Origin of the sequence: Pseudomonas germanica, assembly GCF_019614655.1 — a bacterium.
GTDB classification, from domain to species: domain Bacteria; phylum Pseudomonadota; class Gammaproteobacteria; order Pseudomonadales; family Pseudomonadaceae; genus Aquipseudomonas; species Aquipseudomonas neuropathica.
This window is the reverse complement of the sequence record NZ_CP071586.1, coordinates 3,293,810-3,314,576: the sequence shown is the minus strand read 5'-3', so window position 1 is coordinate 3,314,576 and position 20,767 is coordinate 3,293,810. Positions and strand designations below refer to the sequence as shown.

Here is a 20,767-nt window from a genome sequence, read left to right as displayed (position 1 = left end):
GACGAACGAATACAGTCGCTCTCGACCAAATGGCCTGGCGATCAACAGCAAGGGAAGTGAATGCGAGGGACGCAGGAATTACACGAGGGGTGCTGGTTACCGACTCCTGTCGATCAGGCTACTGCTCTTCCTTGGTAATTAGGTGTAGGTGATTTCCAAAAAGACGCCACTATTTTCAGGTCATTTTGTAGGTAAAAGGCCGCTACGCTTTTCGGCGAGCAACAAAAAACCCGCCGAAGCGGGTTTTTTGTTGAAACGACTAATGATCAGTCGTCGCGGCTCATGATGCCGAAGATCTGCAACAAGCTGATGAACAGGTTGTAGATCGATACATACAGGCTGATGGTCGCCATGATGTAGTTGCGCTCGCCGCCGTGGATGATGGCGCTGGTCTGGAACAGGATGCACACCGACGAGAACAGCACGAAACCTGCGCTGATCGCCAGTTGCAGGCCGCTGACCTGGAAGAAGAAGCTCGCCAGCGTCGCACCCAGCAACACGAAGAAACCAGCGGTGATGAAACCACCGAGGAAGCTCATGTCCTTGCGGGTAATCAGCACGTAGGCCGACAGACCACCAAACACTAGCGCAGTCATCGCGAACGCCGAGCTGACCACTTCAGCGCCGCCCTGCATACCCAGGTAACGGTTGAGGATCGGGCCGAGCAGGAAACCCATGAAACCGGTCAACGCAAAAGCGGACACCAGGCCCCACGCGGAATCACGGAGTTTGTTGGTGAGGAAGAACAGTCCGTAGAAGCCGATCAGCACCACGAAAATGTTCGGGTAGCCAACACGCATCTGCTGGGCAACGAAAGCCATGACGCCGCTGAATGCGAGGGTCAGAGCCAGTAGGCCGTAAGTGTTGCGCAGGACGCGGCTAACCTCTAGCTGCTCAGCCTGCACGCTGTTATTAACTGCGTAATCCTGTTCGCGCATGGCGACACTCCTGTTGGTTTGAAACGTTCAGTCGCAAAGATCATAACAGACGCTCTGTAACAAGCCATGCAGAGAGTTTGACAGTGTGTTTCATTCAGGTATTATGGCGCCCGCAACGCAACGGAGGTGTGGCCGAGTGGTTTAAGGCAACGGTCTTGAAAACCGTCGACTGTAACAGGTCCATGAGTTCGAATCCCATCGCCTCCGCCATATTTGATACGACAAAGCCCTGATTATTCAGGGCTTTGTCGTTTCTGGGATTCGGGAATCTTGCTCCTCTTTTTGTGGATCGTTTCCACATTTTTCCGGTTATTGGCGCATCCCTGCCCTGGCGACACTACTACGCTTGGGCGAATCGAATCACTCGAAGCAGAGCGCGTTGATTGCATTGACTTTGGTCAACGGGCAGCTTTCGGGCAGAAGCAGGCGCTCATGTCAGTAAAGCCCCACAGGCAAATGTCGACAGCAGCTCCTGGTTGCAACGCTATCGGTCAAACGCGAGCACGTCACCTGAGGTCCTCTAGGTTGAGCAAACACGGCCCCCTTAGCCAGAATAATCGAAGCCTCCCACTACTTCAGGCTCCAAACAACTAAACTGTAGCCGAAGCGAGTCTGGAGCCTTTATGTTTGCAAATCCAAGCTCTCTGAAACGCAGTTATTCGCCTCAGCTCTGCGAAGAGGTGTTTGAACCTACTATGCCCACAAGCCGATAACATACTGAAAACTTTAAACGGACTTAGTATTTCCCTCATCCATGGCCAGATTTTTTCCAGCACTAGACCATGCGGAATTCCGCAGCGAAGGCGAATTCACCCTCTTTCAAGAGCTAGCGGCACTTGACGATGGGTTCGTCGTCATTCACTCGCTACCTTGGCTGCGTGGCAGGACCAAGCGAGTGTACTCGCAGCAGTTGCAGGAATACCTGAAAGTCTCATTGGACAGGAAGCACCTGTCCGGCGAGGTGGACTTTGTGATCCTGCATGCAGATCTTGGCATGCTTTGTATTGAGACGAAGTCGGGGACGTATCAGCCCTCAGGGGTTCGATTCATTCACGAGCGTGACAAATACGAAATCGATCCCCTGAATCAGGTCAAGGACAATGCTTTCGTCCTAGTAGGGATGTTGCAGTCGTGGCAAATGAAGTGCCCTGTAGGATACGCAGTACACTTCCCAGACTTCGATCTTGAGCGCTCGAAGATCGCCAGTGCGTATGTGCCGTTCGATCGGCAACTGCCCGACGGCATTCTAATCTTGCGCAAGCATCGTCAGGATATGCCCGCGCGCATCATGCAGTTAATGGTGCACTGGAAGTCCGCACTGAACTATGGCAGCCAAGACAACTTCAGCCATGAAATTGAACAATTCCTCGATTTAGTCTGGCCGCAGGAGATGCAAGAAGGGGCTCTTGGCCGCAAAATCGTTGCGGACGGCCAGTTGTGGCTTCAATTAGACAAGAAACAGGCAAATCAAGTAGCGTCGTGCGTCAATTCTGATCTCAGACTGATCGCTGGGTTCTCGGGTAGTGGCAAGACGTTGATCGCACGTTCTCTTGCAGAGCAGCTTGTTGCGCGGGGCCTCAAAGTACTCGTTCTTTTAAAAAACCGTAAGATTACGAACAAGGTGGCCTCTCAATTGAGCCAACTCGGCCGGGCGGTTACGGTTCAAACCTTCCACTCCTACTGCGAATCCCTAGGTACTCGTAATCAAAAAAGTAGCAACGGCGAGCTCAACTATGACGAGCACCACCAAGCCTTGCTTGGTACAGTGGACAATCAGTACGCGGGGTTAATCGTTGATGAGGCCCAAGCGCTCAATGAGGCCGATCACTTGGCACTGCGCGACCATTTCGCCAACGCGCGTAAGTTCGTTTTTGCTGACGAGCTCCAGGTACTTCCCGGTATCGAAAAGGGCTGTTCTTATCAGTTCCTGGAGGAAACTTATGGCGAGCGATTCTTCTATCTGGCGACGGTCTACCGAAATCCCGGAGTCATCACTCAGACGATGATGGAGATACTACCACCACGACATGAGGTGAACTGCCCTCGTCCGGTATCCGTAGATGACTTTTTCAGAAGCATTACCTGGGATGTCTCCAAGACACTCAAGACCATGATGACCGATCTTTTTAAAGCGGGTGTCATGAAGGAGGACTTGATTGTCCTAAGCCAGTTCTCCTCGTCGCTTGAAGGTATCGATGTTCCACGCTCAACGATCTCGGCGTATCGCGGCATGGAGACGGCAATCGTCATCGTTATCGCGGGGTTCGAAATGGACGACGTCACATTGGCTTGCGCTCTAGGGCGGGCTACCACTCGAGCTTATATCATCGTGCCTGTCGAACTGCTCGTGGGTCAGAAAAGCGTAAAGTCAGATTTCCTACGTAAAGGCTTGGAAAAGATAGATCGCACGTCAGTGCTGGAGAAGGACTCCCGTGTTTTGGCACCACGATTTATCGTCAACAGGATGGAGAAATACGCAGGTACTGTTGGAAGACACGAGGTCTTTGGCGAAGCATTCGCTTATGCAAGCCAATGGAAACGATGGGTATATCAAGGCGGCGCTAAGTGGAGCAGTCGCGGTGTTCAGCTTTGGGGCTGGTGGGTCTCACTAACGACAGGCCTTCCTATCAATGGCATTGACTCTGTGCGTAATGAGTTGACGGAGGGATCTCTCAAGCACTGCAAAGAATGCGTAACGATGACACCACATAACATGTACGGCATGTGTCTTAGTTGCCCCGCCGCCCCATTGGACCAGCTCGTTGTCTCTGAGATCGTCCTGCAGGCATCTCAAATGGGAGACAAACAGTCAAATTTACGATGGCAGTCTTTGATTAACGTGGCGGTACTGATCGGCAATTTCCAGTTTCCGCGTTCTAATGACAGTGTGTATGGAATTATTGAATTCCCAGTCCTATTCCTCGCCACCACGATCGTCGAATTCCGGATGCGCAACGAGGCTGCAGTCGCCACAAAATCCCAAGTAGTGCATTGGCTGCAAGAAGTACTGGTAGCCCGCGAACTGAACGTTTCCATCGAGATTCTCGCGCGCAGCACGATTAATAGCCTCTGCGCACAGAAATTGATGGTGAAGATCGAAACCGGAACGTACCGGCTAAGCGAATAAACTCCAGAGGTTATAGTAATGCTCGAACGTCCGTTCTTGGCCGTTTTCTGCCTGTCACTTCGCCGAATGCGGGTTGAGCCCCGGGCAGAGCAAACCTCAACACGATCGCCAACAGCAGCTTAGAGATTGCAGCTGTATTGATATTCGATGGGAAAAAAGACCGTGTCGACTACCAAGGAAAATGGCGCGTCGATCAGTAAAAATGGAATCAGTTTTCCTTTGGATGTGCCTACCAACCACCAGTCAAACCGAATACCGATGTAGGGGCAACGGTGCTTGTCATAATCCATACGCATGGCGGTTGCCATACACCCACTCAGACTGGCTGCCAGCACTAGTAGAATCGCCTTTCGAACCACGTAATGTCCTTATTACTTCTTTGCGCAGACTTGCATAGACGCTGTTGTACAGAATGGGTCACCCCACCTGCGACAGCCCCGTACCTGTTTACTCCCGATCAACCGTTGAATTGCCACGCTGTTTGCCGAGAAGCCTGCACATAATGCCAAGTACCCGTGTCGCGAAACCCGGCGCGGCATAGTTGTGGCGGGCGTTGTCATTGAATCCGGAATCACGAATTTTCGACTGAGCGCCAACAGAGATCATCTATCCCGGAACACGTAGTATCCAGAAGGTGACGCCAGACCGTCGACAAAAAGGAGCTTCGTTTTGCGCAAGGACTACCTGGCCTTTTTTACCTCGCTGTTTCTGTCACGGCTGGCAGATCAGATACTGCTGTTCATTGTGCCGTTGGCGGTATCGCCGCGGGTACCCTCATCAGTGCACTGAGTCCGAATCTGGCCGGCTATGTGCTTGGGTTCCTGCTGATCGTCGGCTTCGACAAGATGTTCAACATCTACATGCGCAGCATCCGTCAGCGGGTGATTCCGGCCAAGGACTTCGGCAAGACCGTGGGCGTGATCACCTTGCTCAATAATCTCTCGCAACCTTTGGCGGGGTTGCTGGTGGCGCTGCTGGCCTCAAGCCTGGGTACGCAAGGAGTGATCCTGATTCTGGCCGTGCTGACTATGCTGTTGGGCGCCGCAGCGGTATGGTGGTTTGCCGTCAGCAGAGGAACCCTGAATGCCGAAGAAACCACCGGCCCCTGAACACAAAGCCACCGCCGCAGACATTGAGCGTTCGATCCAGGCCTTAAACAAAATGGCCGAGCGCCTCTGGGGCGAAGGTCGCGAAGCCGAGGCCAAAGCGCTTCTCGATGCCCTTGACGCGTTGAACCGAGCGCTGGACCGAATCAGGATTGGCGAAAGTCGCCGAGCGGCGACGCTCCATTGAATCGCGGACCTACGGCTTGAGAATCAGCACCGGTTCACCCTTTTTGACGATGTAAGTCGCCAGCTCCGACCCCTTGTCCGTACCCACGTTCTTGGCCACATGCGTCACCCCTTGCGGAATGAACAGCGAATCCCCCGCCTTCAACGTCACCGGCGCCCTGCCCTCCAGTTGATATTCGAACGTGCCGCTGATCACGTAAGCGACCTCGACACCCGGGTGTGCATGCCTAGGCGAAGTCACGCCCGGTTCGAAATCGACTCGCGCCTGAATCACTTCGCGCTCGGCAGCGCCGAGGTCCTCGCGCACCAGATCGGTCCGGCTCAAACCTTGTTGCCAGCTTTTGGCTGGCGCGTCAGCCGCGTCGACGATGCCGATCATTGAAGCGAGTAGCGCAGCGCTGGCCAGTAACAGTGGACGATGCATGATGTTGCCCTCTCAAACGCAGTGGTGGTGTGACCGCTACTTTGGGAGTCGCGTGTATGGCTGATGTGTCGTAAACCCCGGGTTTATTGTTCGCGTGTGTCTGCGCGGCAACTTGATACACGTTTATACAAAATTGTCTTTGCCCGGTGACAGTGCCAACAGCCATGTCCTGAACGCCACGATCTTCTTCGATTGCGCCGTTTCATGGGGCGCTACCAGATAAAAGCCGAGTTCATCCTCAAGGCGCAGATCGAAGGGAGCCACCAGACGGCCGGCCCGCAGATCGTCCTCGACATAGGTTGAACGGCCAATGCACACACCCTGCCCGTCAACCGCTGCCTGTACCGCCATCAGCGCCAGATCGAAGGTCAGGCGCGGGCCTTCAGCGAGTTGCGGCGGCTGGCCTGCGGCACGCAACCAGGCGCTCCAGTCACCGGCCGTCGCGCCACTGACTTGCAGCAATGCGTGATTGGCCAGGTCTGCGGGCGTTCGCAACGTCTTCGCCAATGCCGGACTGCATACCGGGAAAACATCATCGGACATCAGAAAATCGCCACGCAACCCCTTCCAGTCGCCGCGCCCATAACGGATCGCCGCATCAATCGTGCCCTTGCGAAAGTCGACCAGCTCAGTGACCGCACTGATTCGCACATCGATAGCGGGAAACGCCTGCTGGAAGGACGGCAAACGCGGCAACAACCACTTCGATGCAAACGACACCAGCGTACTGATCGTCAGCACGCTTTTATCGCGAGACGCGAGCAACTGCTCAGTCGAATACCGCAGTTCATGAAACGCTGCACGCACACCCGGCAAATAGGCGTGCCCGTCCTCGCTCAGCACCAACCCCTCGTTGAGCCGCAAAAACAGTGGCCCGCCCAGCTCGGCTTCGAGTCGGCGAATCTGGTGACTGACAGCGGTCTGGGTGACATTGAGTTCTTCGGCAGCCTTGGTGAAGCTCATGTGCCTGGCGACCGCTTCAAAGGCGCGCAAGCCATTCAGCGAGGGAAGTCGGACCGTCATGGTTCTGAGTGCTCATGAGATTTTGTCATACGCTAGCACCGTAAATGACCTTTGCGAAAGCCGCTTCGGCAATGGAATCTGGCGCTCTCTCTCAGCAAGGAAGTGCCATGAAACTGTATTTTGCGCCCATGACCTGTTCGCTTTCCCCGCACATTGTGCTGCGAGAACTGGGTTTGCCGTTCGAACTGGTTCGCGTCAACAACCAGAGTAAACGCACCGCCGATGGCCATGACTTTCGCGAGATCAATCCGAAGGGCTACGTTGCAGCGCTGGTTCTGGATAACGGCGAGGTACTGACGGAAGGGCCGGCGATCCTGCAGTTTCTGGTCGATCAGGTGCCCGGCAACACGCTGGCGCCACCCTTGGGTTCATGGGAGCGCACGCGCTTGCAGGAACATCTGAACTTCATCAGTACGGAAATTCACGGGGGCAGTGCACCGCTGTTCAATGCGCAGATCCCGGAATCGGTCAAAACGATTTTCCGCCACACACTGTTCAAGCGCCTCGACTACCTGAATCAGCAACTGTCGGCTCGGGACTATCTGATGAGCAGATTCGGCGTCGCCGATGCTTATCTGTTCACCGTGCTGAAGTGGCTGCCGACCTTTGCCATCGACATACAGGACTGGCCGGCACTTGCCAGCTACATGCAGCGCATCGGCGCCCGCCCCTGCGTTCTTGCAGCCATCGCGGCGGAAGCCGCGACGCAGCCGGTCTGACCGGCCTCTGTTGCCACGGAGCGGGCCATGTCGACGCTGTATCTGTAAACTGCGGCCATCTTCACTCGCTCAATCAAAGGATCAGCATGGCTAACCAAGACATCACCTTCACTCCCGATCCGGACGCCGACTCGATTTCCTCGGACGTCGCCACATTCAACGGCATCATGGTTTCCACCCAGATTCCAACCCGTGCCGACGGCAGTCTGGAACTGGGCGATATCACCGCGCAAAGCGAATGCACCCTGCAGGCGCTGAAAGTTGCGCTGGAAGGTGCCGGCAGTTCGATGGATCGGGTGATGCACTTGACGATCTACCTGACCGACATGGCGGATCGCGCCGCATTCAACGAGGTTTACAAGCGTTTCTTCGCCAAGCCTTGGCCGGTGCGTGCGGCAGTAGGTGTGGCGTCGCTGGCCGTTGAAGGCATGCGCGTGGAAGTCACTGCGATGGCGGCCAAGGCCTGACACACCACCCCAGCCCCTGTAGGAGCTGTCGAGTGAAACGAGGCTGCGATCTTTTGATCTGAGCTTCAAGATCAAAAGATCGCAGCGTGCCGCAGCTCCTACAGGTCCGGAGTGGAAGTTCACCATCGGGCAGCACAGGCGTGCCGGGCGCGCGTTTCACGGGTAGAATGCGCGCCTAACCGTGACAGCCTGACTAAAAAAACTATGTCCTTGCCCAAGCATCACCTGGAATTGCTCAGCCCTGCCCGCGATGTCGCCATCGCCCGTGAGGCGATCCTGCACGGCGCCGACGCCGTGTACATCGGCGGCCCGAGCTTCGGCGCGCGCCACAACGCCTGCAACGAAGTCAGCGAAATCGCCGAGCTGGTGGAATTCGCCCGCAAGTATCACGCGCGAATTTTCACCACCATCAACACCATCCTGCACGACAACGAACTGGAGCCGGCCCGCAAGCTGATCCATCAGTTGTACGACGCTGGCGTCGATGCGCTGATCGTTCAGGATCTGGGCGTGATGGAGCTGGACATTCCGCCGATCGAACTGCACGCCTCGACCCAGACCGACATCCGCACCCTTGAGCGGGCGAAGTTCCTCGATCAGGCCGGTTTCTCGCAACTGGTATTGGCCCGCGAGCTGAACCTGCAGGAAATCCGCGCCATCGCCGACGAAACCGACGCCGCCATCGAGTTCTTCATCCATGGCGCGTTGTGCGTGGCCTTCTCCGGCCAGTGCAACATCTCCCACGCGCAGACCGGGCGCAGCGCCAACCGTGGCGACTGCTCGCAAGCCTGCCGTTTGCCGTACACCCTCAAAGATGAAAAGGGTGGCGTGATCGCCTACGAAAAACACCTGCTGTCGATGAAAGACAACAACCAGAGCGCCAACATCCGCGCCCTGGTTGAAGCCGGTGTGCGCTCGTTCAAGATCGAAGGTCGCTACAAGGACATGGGCTATGTGAAGAACATCACCGCCTATTACCGCCAGCGCCTCGACGACGTGCTCGAAGATCGCCCGGACCTGGCCCGCGCGTCCAGCGGTCGCACCGCGCACTTCTTCCTGCCTGACCCGGAAAAAACCTTCCACCGTGGCAGCACCGACTACTTCGTCACCGATCGCAAGATCGACATCGGCGCGTTCGACTCGCCGACCTTCACCGGTCTGCCGGTTGGCACCGTCGAGAAAGTCGGCAAGCGCGACATGCAGGTCGTCACCCAAGAGCCGCTGTCCAACGGCGATGGTTTGAACGTGCTGGTCAAACGCGAAGTGGTCGGTTTCCGCGCCAACATCGCTGAAGCCAAAGGCGAGTTCGAAGAAGACGGCGAGAAGCGCTACCGCTACCGCGTCGAACCGAACGAAATGCCGGAAGGCCTGTACAAGCTGCGCCCGAACCACCCGCTGAATCGCAACCTCGATCACAACTGGCAACAGGCACTGCAGAAGACCTCTTCGGAGCGTCGCGTGGCCCTGAGCTGGGTCGCACGCCTGCGTGAAGAGCAGCTGGAAGTCACCGCCACCAGTGAAGAAGGCATCAGCGCCAGCGTCACCCTCGCCGGTCCGTTCGGTGTGGCCAACAAGCCTGAGCAAGCGCTGGAGCAATTGCGCGATCTGCTCGGCCAGCTCGGCACCACGCAGTACCACGCCACCGACGTCAAGCTGGATGCGCCACAGGCGTTCTTCATCCCGAACTCGCAGCTCAAGTCGCTGCGCCGTGAAGTGATCGAAGCGCTGACCGCCGCTCGCGTCGCCGCGCACCCGCGTGGTAGCCGCAAGGCTGAAACCAGTCCGCCACCGGTGTACCCGGATTCGCACCTGACGTTCCTCGCCAACGTTTACAACCAAAAGGCGCGCGACTTCTATCACCGTCACGGCGTGAAGCTGATCGACGCCGCGTACGAGGCTCACGAAGAACCGGGCGAAGTGCCGGTGATGATCACCAAGCACTGCCTGCGCTTCTCCTTCAACCTGTGCCCGAAACAGGCCAAAGGCGTGACCGGCGTGCGCACCAAGGTTGCGCCGATGCAGTTGATCCACGGTGATGAAGTACTGACGCTGAAGTTCGATTGCAAGCCGTGCGAAATGCACATCATCGGCAAGATGAAAGGCCACATCCTCAACCTGCCGCAACCGGGCAGCGTGGTCGGCCACATCAGCCCCGAAGACCTGATGAAAACCATCCAGCGCGCACCGCACTGAGTGGATGACGTGCGCGGTGCTTCGGCGCCGCGCACGCCTGCCCTGCACCACCGGGCCAAATCGCAGGCATAAAAAAACGCCAACTTCTTGCGAAGTTGGCGTTTTTTCGAATATGGCAGGGGCGGCTGGATTCGAACCAACGCATGGCAGGATCAAAACCTGCTGCCTTACCGCTTGGCGACGCCCCTACTGCTCTTCCCAGCTACTTCGTTAGGTTCGCTGTGAGAACGGGGCGCAATTTACCAAGGTTTTTTGGCTTTGGGAAGCGCGAAGTGAAATATTTTTTGTTTTAAAACAGCGACTTATTATTTTGGCCTGAATCAGGTCCAGGGGGAGTCGGTTTCGCCGCCGTGTATCACACTGTGTACGAACCCCACCGCGACACATCGACTTTCAACGAAGCCGTTCTTCGACACAGGCCAGATACGTCTCCGCGCTCAAATGCACTCAAGGTTTCAGGTGTTCATTCAGAACCCTTGGCCAAAGGCTCGCAAAGGAGACGTCACCATGAAGATGGCACTGCACACCCGCAAAACTGCATTCGGCTTGTCGATTCTGGCTGTGGCGCTGCTCGGCGCTTTTGGCAGCGCTCAGGCGCAAACCACTGAACCGGCCGCCGTCAGCTATTCCGCGCCCTCACCCTTCGGCCCGCTCAAGCATGTGAAGGCTGGCGTGCTTGACGTCGCCTATGCCGAAACCGGCCCAGCAGACGGCCCGGTGGTGATCCTGTTGCACGGTTGGCCCTACGACATTCACAGCTACGACGAAGTCGCGCCGCTGCTCGCGGCCAAGGGTTATCGGGTGTTGATGCCGTATGCGCGCGGTTATGGCGATACGCAGTTCCTCTCCAAAGACACCTTGCGCAATGGCCAACCAGCGGCGCTGGCCAGTGACGTCATCGACTTCATGGACGCGTTGAAAATCAAGCAAGCGGTGCTTGGCGGCTATGACTGGGGCGCGCGTTCGGCGGACATCGTTTCGGCACTGTGGCCGGAACGCGTGAAGGCATTAGTTTCGGTCAGCGGTTATCTGATCGGCAATCAGGCCGCTGGGCAAAACCCGCTGCCGCCCAAGGCTGAATTGCAGTGGTGGTATCAGTTCTACTTCGCTACCGACCGTGGTAGTGCCGGTTACGAGAAAAACACTCACGACTTTGCCAAGCTGATCTGGCAACTGGCCTCGCCGCAGTGGAAATTTGACGACGCCACGTTCGATCGCAGTGCCAAAGCGCTGGAGAACCCCGATCACGTCGACATCACCGTGTTCAACTACCGCTGGCGTTTAGGCCTGGTGCAGGGTGAAGCGAAATACGCCGCGCTGGAACAGAAGCTCGCTACCGCGCCGTCGATCAACGTGCCGACCATTACCCTCGAAGGCGATGCCAACGGCGCGCCGCACCCGGCGCCGGAGGATTACGCCAAGCGCTTTACCGGCAAGTATCAGTTCCGCTTGATCAATGGCGGGATCGGGCACAACTTGCCCCAGGAAGATCCGCAGGCGTTTGCCAAAGCGGTGATTGATGCGGATCACCTGTAGAAACAAAAAGGCAGTCAGCCGCTCAGGCTGACTGCTTGATTATTTGAGGGTGGAGGGATGGTCACGTTTTGCAGATGCTTTGCCTGAACGGACGCCATCGCGAGCAGGCTCACTCCTACAGGGGGAACGCATTTCAAATGTAGGAGTGAGCCTGCTCGCGATCACGCCCGACCAGACACCCTCAACCCCGACTAACGTGCGCGATCACTCGGTTGGCACAACCAGATCCAGCGCCTTGTTCACCGCCAACTCCCCCAACATGACCACTTGCGCAATACCCAGCAGGGTATGACGATTTGCGCCCTCCAGCATTCCGGCAAAATTACCGAGCATGACCGACGCGGACGCCAGGGAGCCGCAAGCATTGGTCAGCAGCGACTCCGTGTCTGCTTGCGGGTTGGCCATGAACAGAGCATTGGGCGTATAGGGTGTGGCCATGATCGCGGCAGGCAACAGGTAATGGTCGAGTGCACGCTCTGCCGCTTCGTGGAGCTTTCTTGAATTGGGCGAGGCGTACGGCGATATCAGGTCAGTGACCGGTGGTTCGGGTGGCTGGGACATCAGCTGAAACTCCAGACAAGAACCGTTGGCGGCTCTTTGATAGAAGGCGTGAAGCGCCGCGATTACGGACGCTTCTGTGCAATGAGGGAGCGAGCCCCCTCACCCATCTGCTCCGCGACTAGTGCGGCAAGCGCTGGTTGTCCAGAACTCGGCCGACCACCAGCTCGCTGAGCATGATCACCTGTTGCAGGATCAGCATCTTTTTGCGCTGTGAGGGTTCTATCGAATCGGCGAGTTCACGGGCCATGTCAGTGGCGGAGGACAAGGTTTCAGTGGCTTCGACGAGCAGGGTTTCGTTATCCACTGTGGGGTCGATGAGGTAGATCTTGCCGGTCTTGCGGGTGGGTACTGAGGTCTTCAGCGCTGAGGGGTTGAGATAGAAGTTGATCGCGCGGTCGGTGGCCTCTTTGATGTTTTGAGGTTCGAGTGCGGCGTCGTAGGGGATTGGATCGGTTTCTGGCGGGTTTGGCGTAATTTTGAACATAGATGACACTCGCTTAGCAAAAAATAAGGAGCCATCACTCACGCTACCAAACGAGGTGGTGACCATTGCGCAGGTTGGTAGACCGGTCTAAGCGAGTAAACCCCGGCGCTCCCGAAGGAGCCCCACGCATGGCCACCATAAAAAACCGAGCCCCGAAAAGAGACTGCATATAGCGGCGCATAACGCTTAGAAAACGGGCTACCAAACCCGATCACTGTTTTGCAGTGACAGGGAAACGATACAGCCCGCCTCAAGGCGCGTAAGCCGGCGGATTCTGGCGTACGCGTAGGCAACGGCGCAAGGTGTTGTAGCCGTTATGGCGTAACAGTGCGTGTAAGTTAAACGTGCGTGGGTGATAGCGTTTAAAAGCCCCTCACCCTAGCCCTCTCCCAAAGGGAGAGGGAACTGACCGGCTGTTTGGGGGAGGTACGCCGACGTGGGATACCGAGGTGAACTCAGGTGGGTGACGGCTTGGGTTATTTGACCAGGCGTTTTTCTTTGGAAGGTCTGTAGCCGAAATATGAGCTGTAGCATTTGCTGAAATGACTCGGCGAGACGAAGCCGCATGCGACTAGCACTTCCACTTGTGACAGCTCCGTATGTTGCAGCAAACGTCGCGCTTCGGTGATGCGCAGTTCCAGGTAATAGCGCTGCGGCGTGGTGCCCAGTTGCTCCTTGAACAAGCGCTCCAACTGCCGACGAGAACGGCCGGCATACACCGCCAGTTGCTCCAGCTCCAGCGGCTCTTCCAGATTGGCATCCATCAGCTTCACCACTTCACGCAACGGCGCACTGACGCAGATGTTCTCGTCTGGTTTGATGCGCCGGTAACGCGATTCCTCGAAGGCGAGGATGTCTTCGATCCCTTCGACCAGGGCTTTGCCGTGCAGACTCTTGATCCAGTCCAATGCCATGTGGAAAGCGCCGGACGGACTCGATGCCGTGAGCCGGTCGCGGTCGATCACGTAAGGCTCACTGCTGACGTGGGTGGTTTTGGCGATTTCAGTCAGCGCCGGGCGGTGCTCCGGGTGGATCGCGCAACGGTAGCCATCGAGCAGCCCGGCGCGGCCGAGAAACCACGAACCGTTCCACAACCCGGCGAGGCTGATGCCCCGCTCCGCTGCAACCTGAAGCAAATGAATAAACTCCTCACTCGCCCGCAACTCGGTGCGATACCCGCCACACACCACCAGCAGATCCAGTTGCTGAAGCGCGGCTGAATCCAGACGTGCGTCAGGGCGGATGACCAGCCCCAGATCACTGATGACTTCGCCGTCGCCCAAACCAAACGTGCGCGAGGAAAACAGCCCCGGACGCAGCAGGTTGGTGGTGACAACGGTGTCCAGTGCTTGGGTAAACGCCGGTAGCGAAAAGTGTTCGAGCAGCAGAAAACCGGTGCGGGTCATGCGCGTTTCATCCGCGCTTTGCTCATTCAGATAGCGGAGGTTTTTCCCCTTCATGCCTCCGCTGAATTGGCGTCGTTCGATCAAGTTGTGGTCCATCGGTCATGTTGTTGTGCGCCGATAGTTGGCTTGATCCGCGTCAGAGTCAATCACGCCTGTGGTTGATGGCTGGTCACGCAGTGAATTCCACCGCCACCGGCGGCGATTGCATCGATGTTGAGCTGGACGATTTCGCGCTGCGGATACAGCTGCGAGAGCAGATCAAAGGCCTTCTTGTCTGCCGCTTTATCGCCAAATTCCGGAGCGATGATTGCGCCGTTGATCACGAAGTAGTTGATGTAACCGGCGGCAAAGTCCGGGTTGTTCTGGTTGAACTTGCTTTGGCGCGGTTTCAGCGGCGGCGACATCGTGTGGATCTGTAATTTGCGACCGTCAGCATCGGTGGCGTTCTTGAGGATTTCCAAGTGCGCCAGGGTGACCTTGTGATCGTAGGATTCAGGGTCGGTGTCGAGGTTGGCGATGACCACGCCGGGCTTGATGAAGCGCGCATAGAAATCGACGTGAGCGTCAGTGATGTCCTTGCCCTTGATCCCCGGCAGCCAGATGATTTTGCGCAGGCCCAGACGCTCCTTCAGTTCGGCTTCGACATCGGCCTTGCTCCAGTCCGGATTGCGGTTGCTGTTGATCCAGCTGCTCTCGGTCATGATCCCGGTGCCGTGACCGTCGACCTCGATGCCCCCGCCCTCGCCCACCAGATCGGTGCGGATGTACGTGGCTTGCGCGTCGTCGGCGACCAGTGCGGCGATCTTCGCGTCTTTACTGTGCTGTTGTTTGCCTCCCCAACCGTTGAAGTTGAAGTCCACCGCGCCGAGACCACCCTTGTCGTCGATGACGAAGTTGGCGCCGATGTCGCGCATCCAGATGTCATCCAGCCCGGCAGTGACGTAAGTGATATTGCGCGTGCCGCAGAATTCTTCGGCGATGCTGCGTTCGTTCTTGCGGCAGAACACGGTGACTGGTTCAAACCGGGCGATGGCGCGGGCAATGCGGCCGAGCGCTTCCTGGACGTCTTCGGTGAAGTCTTCCCAAATCGCATCCTGCGCGCCGAAAGCGATGTAGGCGCGCTCATGTTTATCGCCCTCGTCGGGCATGAACCAGCGGCCTTGCGCGGCAGCCAGGACTTTGCCCGGCGACAGGCCCAGGCCTGTCACCGCAGCGCTGACAGCGGCGACCACCGAGGCCTGTTTGATGAAATCGCGACGAGTCGTCATGTGGGTTTCCTGTCTTTCCGTGAAGGGCCGACGCGTACGCCGGCCGTTGATCATTTGCCAGTGGCAGTCTTGAATTTGGTCCAGGTGCGCATGCGCGCGCGCATGTCGGCCTGGGGAATATCCTTGCCCGGAATCAATCGAGCATAGGTCGCTTCGTCGAGGTAGATATCCGGGTTGTCGCGCATGCTTTCATCGACACTCGCCCGCGCCTTGGCGTTGGAGGTCGGGTAACCGGTAAAATTGCTGATCGCTGCCATGTTCTCGGGGCGCATGACAAAGTTGATAAACGCGTAGGCGTATTCCGGGTGTTTCGCGTCGACCGGAATGGCCATGGTGTCCATCCACACCGTGGTGCCTTCGCGCGGCACGCGATACTGAAACTTGGTGTGCTTACCGGCGCTGTCCGAAGTGCGTTGCGCCTGGGTCATGTCGCCGCTGTAGCCGAGCGACAGGCACAGGTTGCCATTGACCAGGTCAGTGACCGGTTGCGACTGGAACTTGCGGATGTACGGCCGCAACTTCATCAGCAACTCGCTGGCCGCTGCCAGATCTTCGGCTTTGCCGCTGCGCGGATCGCGACCGAGGTAATTGAGCACCACCGCCAAGGCTTCGTCCGGCGAATCGATCATCGAAATCCCGCAATCGGCGAATTTCGCCGCCAGCTCCGGTTTGAACAGCATGTCGAGGCTGTTGACCGGCGCGTCGGCCATGCGTTTTTTGATCTGTTCTTCGTTGTAGGTCAGGCCGATGGTGCCCCAGGTGTAAGGCACCGTGGCTTTGCTGGAGTGCTCGTAATGACCGCGCAGCTTCTGCAAACCGGGTTCGATGTCGGCCAGTTCGGTCAGCTTCGCTTGATCCAGCGGCATCAGGCTGCCGGCACGCATCAAGCGCTCGGCGACGGTGTCGCCGGGGAAGATCAGGTCGTAGCCACTGCCGCCGGAGAGCATCTTCGCCTCCAGTGTTTCGCTGCCGTCCATGACGTCGTAGATCACCTTGATCCCGGTTTCGGCAGTAAAACGGCTCAAGGTGTCTTCGGCAAAATAATCGGCCCAGTTGTACAGCCGCAGGGTTTTATCTTCGGCGTGCAGCGACGGTATCAAGCAGATCAACGTCAGACCGATCGCGCCGCGCAAGCGTTTGTGGTGGATAGCCATATCAAACCCCTTGAGTATTCCAGCGCGCGTGAAGTTGGCGACCATCCTGACTGAGAAGCGGCCCGTACATCTCCGGACGACGATCGCGGTAGATGCCCCAGCTCAAACGCTCCTCGCGCATGGCTACCAGATCGACGCTGTGCAGCAGCACACCGCTGCTGTCGCGGTCAGCGCTGGCGAGCAATTGGCCCTTGTGATCGCTGATGAACGACGAGCCATAGAAGCTCATTTGCAGGCTCGGATCGGTAGTCGCGACCTCTCGCCCGACCCGGTTCGCCGCCACCACCGGCAGCAGATTGGCAGCAGCATGGCCGCGCATGGTCATCTGCCAATGGTCACGAGAATCCAGCGCCGTGCAGCCGGGTTCAGAGCCGATAGCCGTCGGATACAGCAGCACTTCGGCGCCCATCAACGCCAGGCAGCGGGCGGTTTCGGGGAACCACTGGTCCCAGCAGATACCGACGCCGAGGCGGCCGAACGCGGTGTCCCAGACTTTGAAACCGGTGTCGCCGGGACTGAAGTATTCCTTCTCCTGATAGCCGATGGCGTTGGGAATGTGGGTCTTGCGATACACACCCAACAGGCGCCCGTCGGCATCGGCCACGCTCAGCGAGTTGAAGTAGGCGTTGCCGGCCTTTTCGAACCAGCTCAGCGGCAATACCACGCCCAACTCGCGGGCCAGTGCGGCGAAGCGCGCGAGCACATGGCTGTCGCGATATTCCTCGGCCAAAGCCATGTGTTTATGGCTTTGTTCGATGCAGAAGTACGGCGTGGCGAACAGCTCCTGCAACAGGATCACTTGCGCGCCCTGCTGCGCTGCGTCACGGACGAGCTGCTCGGCGCGATCAAGGTTGCCGGGTAAGTCCCAGGTGCACGGCATCTGGGTGCTGGCGATGGTCAGAATGCTCATGCGTTCAACCTCTCAGCGGCCAGGCTGGCTGTTGTTGCGTGATGCAGTGCACCCCGCCGCCGCCATGGGCCAGATGATTGATGCGCACCGGCACCACTTCGCGGCCGGGGAAGGCTTGCTCCAGGACTTTGGCGGCGACGTTGTCAGCCTCGATGCCATACGCTGGCATGATGATCGCGCCGTTGGCGATGTAGAAGTTGGTGTACGAGGCGCAGAACACTTCGGCTTCAGTGTCGACAGCGTCGGTGGCTTCGAACAGTTCGATCAGCTCGAATTTGCGGCCCTGCGCATCGGTGGCCAGTTCCAGCGCACGGCGGTTTTCCCGCGCCACTTCGGCGTACACCGAGGATGTGTCGTGAGTGGCATCCACCAACAAGACGCCAGGCCGGGCAAAGGCGCAGACGCCATCGACGTGGCCGTCAGTCATGTCGCCGGTGACGTAATCCGGATCGCCCGGCAGCCAAATGGTTTTCTTGACGCCGAGCAAACGGCTGAAGATCTCTTCCATCTCCGCTTTGCCAATGCCGGGGTTGCGATTGGGGTTGAGCAGCACCGATTCAGTGGTGATCAGCGTGCCTTCGCCGTCGACATGAATCGCCCCGCCTTCATTACTCAGCGGCGTGCCGAAGCATTCCAGGCCAAGGTGATTGAGCGCACGGCGAGCCAGGCTTTCATCCAGTTCATGCGCCGACTTGCCACCCCAGGCGTTGAAGCGCCAGCTGACACCGGCCAGGCCTTGCTGCGGATGGCAAACAAAGGTCGGGCCTGAGTCGCGGCACCAGCTGTCATTCACGGCCAGCGCAATCAGCTCGATGTTCGGCCCGCACAACACCTTGGCGCTGGCGACGGCGGACGGATCGACCACCAGTTTCACCGGTTCGAATCGGGCGATGGCGTTGGCCACGCGAGCGAAATCTTCCTGCACTTGTGCAAGGGTCACACCCCAGCCCGACTCCCACAGCGCTTTGTTGTGCGGCCAGACCATCCACGTTGCGGCGTGGGTAGCCCACTCTGCCGGCATCATCCAGACGCTGTTTTTATTATCGTTGTGCTGCATGATAAGCCTCGTTAGTTAAGCCAATGTGTTCACGCCGCCAATGCTACGGACGCGCAAACAGGCAAACAAACGATGGATTTAGCGCACAACTGATTAGAGGAACTTATCGATATGCTCAAGCACTGGCCGCCACTCAGCTCCCTGCGCGGTTTTGAAGCCGCCGCCCGGCTGGGCAGTTTTCACAAGGCTGCCGACGAGTTGAACCTCACTCAATCGGCGATCAGTCAGCAGATTCGCAGCCTTGAGGCTTACCTTGAGCAGCCGTTGTTTTTTCGCAGCGGTCGCAGCGTCGCGTTAACCGATGCCGGGCACGATTTGCTCAGCACCACGCAAGCGATGTTGCAGCAATTGGCAGTGGGGATTCGGCGCCTGGGGCAGTATCAGAAACCCAATCAACTGGTGCTCAACACGACGCCGGCGTTTGCCCGGCATTGGTTGTTGCCAAGATTGGCGGACTTTCGCGATCAGCATCCCGACGTGGATCTGTGGATCTACAGTACCGACGAGGTGCCGGATATGGCCACGCAGACCATCGACATCGCGATTCGCGACGATATCAGCGCGCAGGCTGAGTGCAGTTTCAAAGTGCTGCAAAGCGATCGACTTTATCCGGCGTGCCATCCGCGCCTGCTGAACACGCCGGCAGCGCAACGCAGCACCTTGCATGGCGAGCGGGAAATGGACTGGAGCCATTGGGCGGTCGAGGCCGGTATCGATGTCGGCCAGCAGGCTCAGGGGTTGAATTTTTCCGACCCGGGGCTGCTACTGGACGCGGCTTGCGCGGGGCTTGGGATTGCGCTGGTGAGTCAGTTGCTAAGCCGTCAGGCGCGAGCTGACGGCTTGTTGCAACCGCTGGTCGAGGCGACTATTCGCGGGCCAAACTGGGCACTGCTGACCCACCGCGACAGTGAAAATGACCCCATGGCCAGGTCTTTTATCGATTGGTTATCCGCCAACCTGAGCCTTGGCTCAAACAGCCGAGAAAACCCCGGCGCCTAAACGCCCCTCGAGACGCCCACACAGCACGTAGTGCTGATAACCGCTGGAGAACGATCCCTGGGAAATCGCGATCCTGACATCGTCATTCAATCGAAGGTACTGGGCTTCATCAAAGTTTTCTGCGCTGACTTCGCCCGCACGCCCGAGACGCTCGCTGTCCACCGTGAGACCCTGGCTGGCGAAGTGCTCGAAATCGATGATGCGATTCACCGCGTGCCGCTCCAGCACACCCTGATTGGGATGCATCGAGTAGATATGCAGGCCTTTATTGGCGCAGCGGTCGCACATGTCGACACAGTTTTTCTGCGTCGATTTACGCCGCGTCAGCTCTTCAAGCGGCATGTCGAGGTACTTGCCAACCTGATACTCGGTCTGATTGAAGATCGTGCAGCAAAGCACCGTGTTGCCATTGCAGTCGATGACCAGCCAGTCATCCTTGAGCGTGCACGCCATCTTGGGAAATTGCTGGATGACGTTGACGAGATCGTCGTACGGCGGCAATGCGAGGCGTTTCAGGGTGTCAATGTCCGTAGCCGTGACAGACGGGTCACGCTCGACAATGGCCAGTGTCTTCTCCAGCGGCATCATCACCGAATACCCGGTGGTGAAGATGAAGCCAAGACGCTCACTGAACGCGCGCATCAGTGATTCTTCTTCGATGTTATCCAGGTAGCGGTGATAGTAAACATCCACACGGGTTCTCAGACCCAGGCGCTGTTTGATCTCCTGCAGGGCGATCATGTTTTGTTTTACAACTTCGATATCGCCGCCGACATGGCCCTTTTCGTAGGTCTCCTGGTAAAAACCCGAGAGCGAAATACGGAAGTAACTCGGCTCGGCCATCAGGGCCTTTTCCATATTCTTGGCGAGATTAAGGTTGGTGCTGATACCGCTGCCCATGCCGGCAGCATTAATGATCTCGATAAATTCGCCAATTTTTGGATGAATCAGTGGCTCGGTCCAGTTATAGAGGTAGATCGTGTCGACGCCCTCTGTCTTGGCCTTATCGACAATCTGCTTGAACATGTCGAGCTGCATGGCTTTTTTGAAATTGAGATTTTCCGAGTTGCCCATTGGGCAAGACGGGCAGCTCAGATTGCACGCACCGACGATATCGATGTACATATTCATGCGGGTGAAGCTCCTAGAATTGAAAGCCATGCATCTCATCACTACGGGCTTTCAAGTCGCCTGATTGTGTTGGTATTT

The 20,767-nt window shown here is 57.5% G+C and carries 19 protein-coding genes, 2 tRNA genes and 1 pseudogene; 9 read left to right on the top strand and 13 right to left on the bottom strand.

Features of this window, described 5'->3' with window-relative positions:
* Positions 1 to 266: 266 nt before the first annotated feature.
* On the bottom strand, positions 267 to 938 hold the full coding sequence (locus J0G10_RS14830; RefSeq protein ID WP_007915443.1) for a Bax inhibitor-1/YccA family protein: 672 nt from the start codon (positions 936 to 938) through the stop codon (positions 267 to 269).
* A 122-nt stretch (positions 939 to 1,060) separates the two neighbouring features.
* Between J0G10_RS14830 and J0G10_RS14825 the strand changes: the two genes are divergently transcribed.
* Together J0G10_RS14825 and J0G10_RS14820 are read left to right on the top strand one after the other, a co-directional pair.
* A tRNA-Ser gene (locus tag J0G10_RS14825) sits at positions 1,061 to 1,148 on the top strand.
* A 544-nt stretch (positions 1,149 to 1,692) separates the two neighbouring features.
* A complete protein-coding gene (locus J0G10_RS14820; RefSeq protein WP_220558800.1) occupies positions 1,693 to 4,065 on the top strand; it encodes an NERD domain-containing protein/DEAD/DEAH box helicase in 2,373 nt (790 codons plus the stop codon).
* Between the two features lie 119 nt (positions 4,066 to 4,184).
* On the opposite strand, the gene J0G10_RS30200 is transcribed toward J0G10_RS14820, so the two are convergent.
* A complete protein-coding gene (locus J0G10_RS30200; protein WP_095126565.1) occupies positions 4,185 to 4,424 on the bottom strand; it encodes a YceK/YidQ family lipoprotein in 240 nt (79 codons plus the stop codon).
* A 330-nt stretch (positions 4,425 to 4,754) separates the two neighbouring features.
* On the opposite strand from J0G10_RS30200, the pseudogene J0G10_RS14815 reads away from it, so the two are divergent.
* Positions 4,755 to 5,174: pseudogene (locus J0G10_RS14815) on the top strand (MFS transporter); the annotation flags it as partial.
* Positions 5,149 to 5,358, top strand: a complete 210-nt coding sequence (locus tag J0G10_RS29985; protein ID WP_095126564.1) for a hypothetical protein — start codon at positions 5,149 to 5,151, stop codon at positions 5,356 to 5,358. The pseudogene J0G10_RS14815 and the gene J0G10_RS29985, both read left to right, overlap by 26 nt.
* Positions 5,359 to 5,367: 9 nt before the next feature.
* Here J0G10_RS29985 and J0G10_RS14805 read toward each other — a convergent pair whose 3' ends face one another.
* Positions 5,368 to 5,781, bottom strand: coding sequence for a cupin domain-containing protein (locus J0G10_RS14805; RefSeq protein WP_220558799.1), 414 nt, complete (start codon positions 5,779 to 5,781; stop codon positions 5,368 to 5,370).
* 123 nt (positions 5,782 to 5,904) lie between these two features.
* The gene (locus tag J0G10_RS14800) at positions 5,905 to 6,804 is read right to left on the bottom strand and encodes a transcriptional regulator GcvA (protein ID WP_220558798.1); all 900 of its coding nucleotides are present in this window, start codon (positions 6,802 to 6,804) and stop codon (positions 5,905 to 5,907) included.
* Between the two features lie 107 nt (positions 6,805 to 6,911).
* Between J0G10_RS14800 and gstA the strand changes: the two genes are divergently transcribed.
* From gstA to J0G10_RS14785, 3 genes are all read left to right on the top strand, one after another.
* Positions 6,912 to 7,523: a glutathione transferase GstA gene (gene gstA, locus J0G10_RS14795; protein ID WP_220558797.1), complete on the top strand. Its 612-nt coding sequence runs from the start codon at positions 6,912 to 6,914 to the stop codon at positions 7,521 to 7,523.
* An 86-nt stretch (positions 7,524 to 7,609) separates the two neighbouring features.
* Positions 7,610 to 7,990 (top strand): RidA family protein, encoded by a 381-nt coding sequence (locus J0G10_RS14790; protein ID WP_220558796.1) that lies wholly within the window; start codon positions 7,610 to 7,612, stop codon positions 7,988 to 7,990.
* A gap of 204 nt (positions 7,991 to 8,194) precedes the next feature.
* Positions 8,195 to 10,183 (top strand): peptidase U32 family protein, encoded by a 1,989-nt coding sequence (locus J0G10_RS14785; protein WP_220558795.1) that lies wholly within the window; start codon positions 8,195 to 8,197, stop codon positions 10,181 to 10,183.
* Between the two features lie 113 nt (positions 10,184 to 10,296).
* Here J0G10_RS14785 and J0G10_RS14780 read toward each other — a convergent pair.
* A tRNA-Gln gene (locus J0G10_RS14780) sits at positions 10,297 to 10,371 on the bottom strand.
* Positions 10,372 to 10,690: 319 nt separating this feature from the next.
* Between J0G10_RS14780 and J0G10_RS14775 the strand changes: the two genes are divergently transcribed.
* Entirely contained in the window at positions 10,691 to 11,719 is a 1,029-nt protein-coding gene (locus J0G10_RS14775; protein ID WP_220558794.1) for an alpha/beta fold hydrolase, read from the top strand.
* Positions 11,720 to 11,923: 204 nt separating this feature from the next.
* Here J0G10_RS14775 and J0G10_RS14770 read toward each other — a convergent pair whose 3' ends face one another.
* The 7 genes from J0G10_RS14770 to J0G10_RS14740 all read right to left on the bottom strand — a co-directional run bounded on the left by J0G10_RS14770 (position 11,924) and on the right by J0G10_RS14740 (position 18,559).
* Complete coding sequence (locus J0G10_RS14770) at positions 11,924 to 12,280, bottom strand: DUF6124 family protein (RefSeq protein ID WP_099759009.1); 357 nt, start codon at positions 12,278 to 12,280, stop codon at positions 11,924 to 11,926.
* A 118-nt stretch (positions 12,281 to 12,398) separates the two neighbouring features.
* Positions 12,399 to 12,764, bottom strand: a complete 366-nt coding sequence (locus J0G10_RS14765; protein WP_093433121.1) for a DUF6124 family protein — start codon at positions 12,762 to 12,764, stop codon at positions 12,399 to 12,401.
* Positions 12,765 to 13,240: 476 nt separating this feature from the next.
* Entirely contained in the window at positions 13,241 to 14,266 is a 1,026-nt protein-coding gene (locus tag J0G10_RS14760; protein WP_220558793.1) for a GlxA family transcriptional regulator, read from the bottom strand.
* A gap of 50 nt (positions 14,267 to 14,316) precedes the next feature.
* On the bottom strand, positions 14,317 to 15,438 hold the full coding sequence (locus tag J0G10_RS14755) for an agmatine deiminase family protein (protein ID WP_220558792.1): 1,122 nt from the start codon (positions 15,436 to 15,438) through the stop codon (positions 14,317 to 14,319).
* Between the two features lie 50 nt (positions 15,439 to 15,488).
* On the bottom strand, positions 15,489 to 16,592 hold the full coding sequence (locus tag J0G10_RS14750) for an extracellular solute-binding protein (RefSeq protein ID WP_220558791.1): 1,104 nt from the start codon (positions 16,590 to 16,592) through the stop codon (positions 15,489 to 15,491).
* 1 nt (position 16,593) lies between these two features.
* Entirely contained in the window at positions 16,594 to 17,502 is a 909-nt protein-coding gene (gene aguB, locus J0G10_RS14745; RefSeq protein ID WP_220558790.1) for an N-carbamoylputrescine amidase, read from the bottom strand.
* 4 nt (positions 17,503 to 17,506) lie between these two features.
* Positions 17,507 to 18,559 carry an agmatine deiminase family protein gene (locus J0G10_RS14740; RefSeq protein ID WP_099759003.1) on the bottom strand — a complete coding sequence of 351 codons (1,053 nt, stop codon included), beginning with the start codon at positions 18,557 to 18,559 and terminating at the stop codon, positions 17,507 to 17,509.
* 111 nt (positions 18,560 to 18,670) lie between these two features.
* On the opposite strand from J0G10_RS14740, the gene J0G10_RS14735 reads away from it, so the two are divergent.
* Positions 18,671 to 19,558: a LysR substrate-binding domain-containing protein gene (locus tag J0G10_RS14735; RefSeq protein ID WP_099759002.1), complete on the top strand. Its 888-nt coding sequence runs from the start codon at positions 18,671 to 18,673 to the stop codon at positions 19,556 to 19,558.
* Here J0G10_RS14735 and J0G10_RS14730 read toward each other — a convergent pair.
* On the bottom strand, positions 19,529 to 20,689 hold the full coding sequence (locus tag J0G10_RS14730; RefSeq protein WP_093433127.1) for a radical SAM/SPASM domain-containing protein: 1,161 nt from the start codon (positions 20,687 to 20,689) through the stop codon (positions 19,529 to 19,531). The genes J0G10_RS14735 and J0G10_RS14730 overlap by 30 nt on opposite strands.
* Positions 20,690 to 20,767 lie beyond the last annotated feature (78 nt).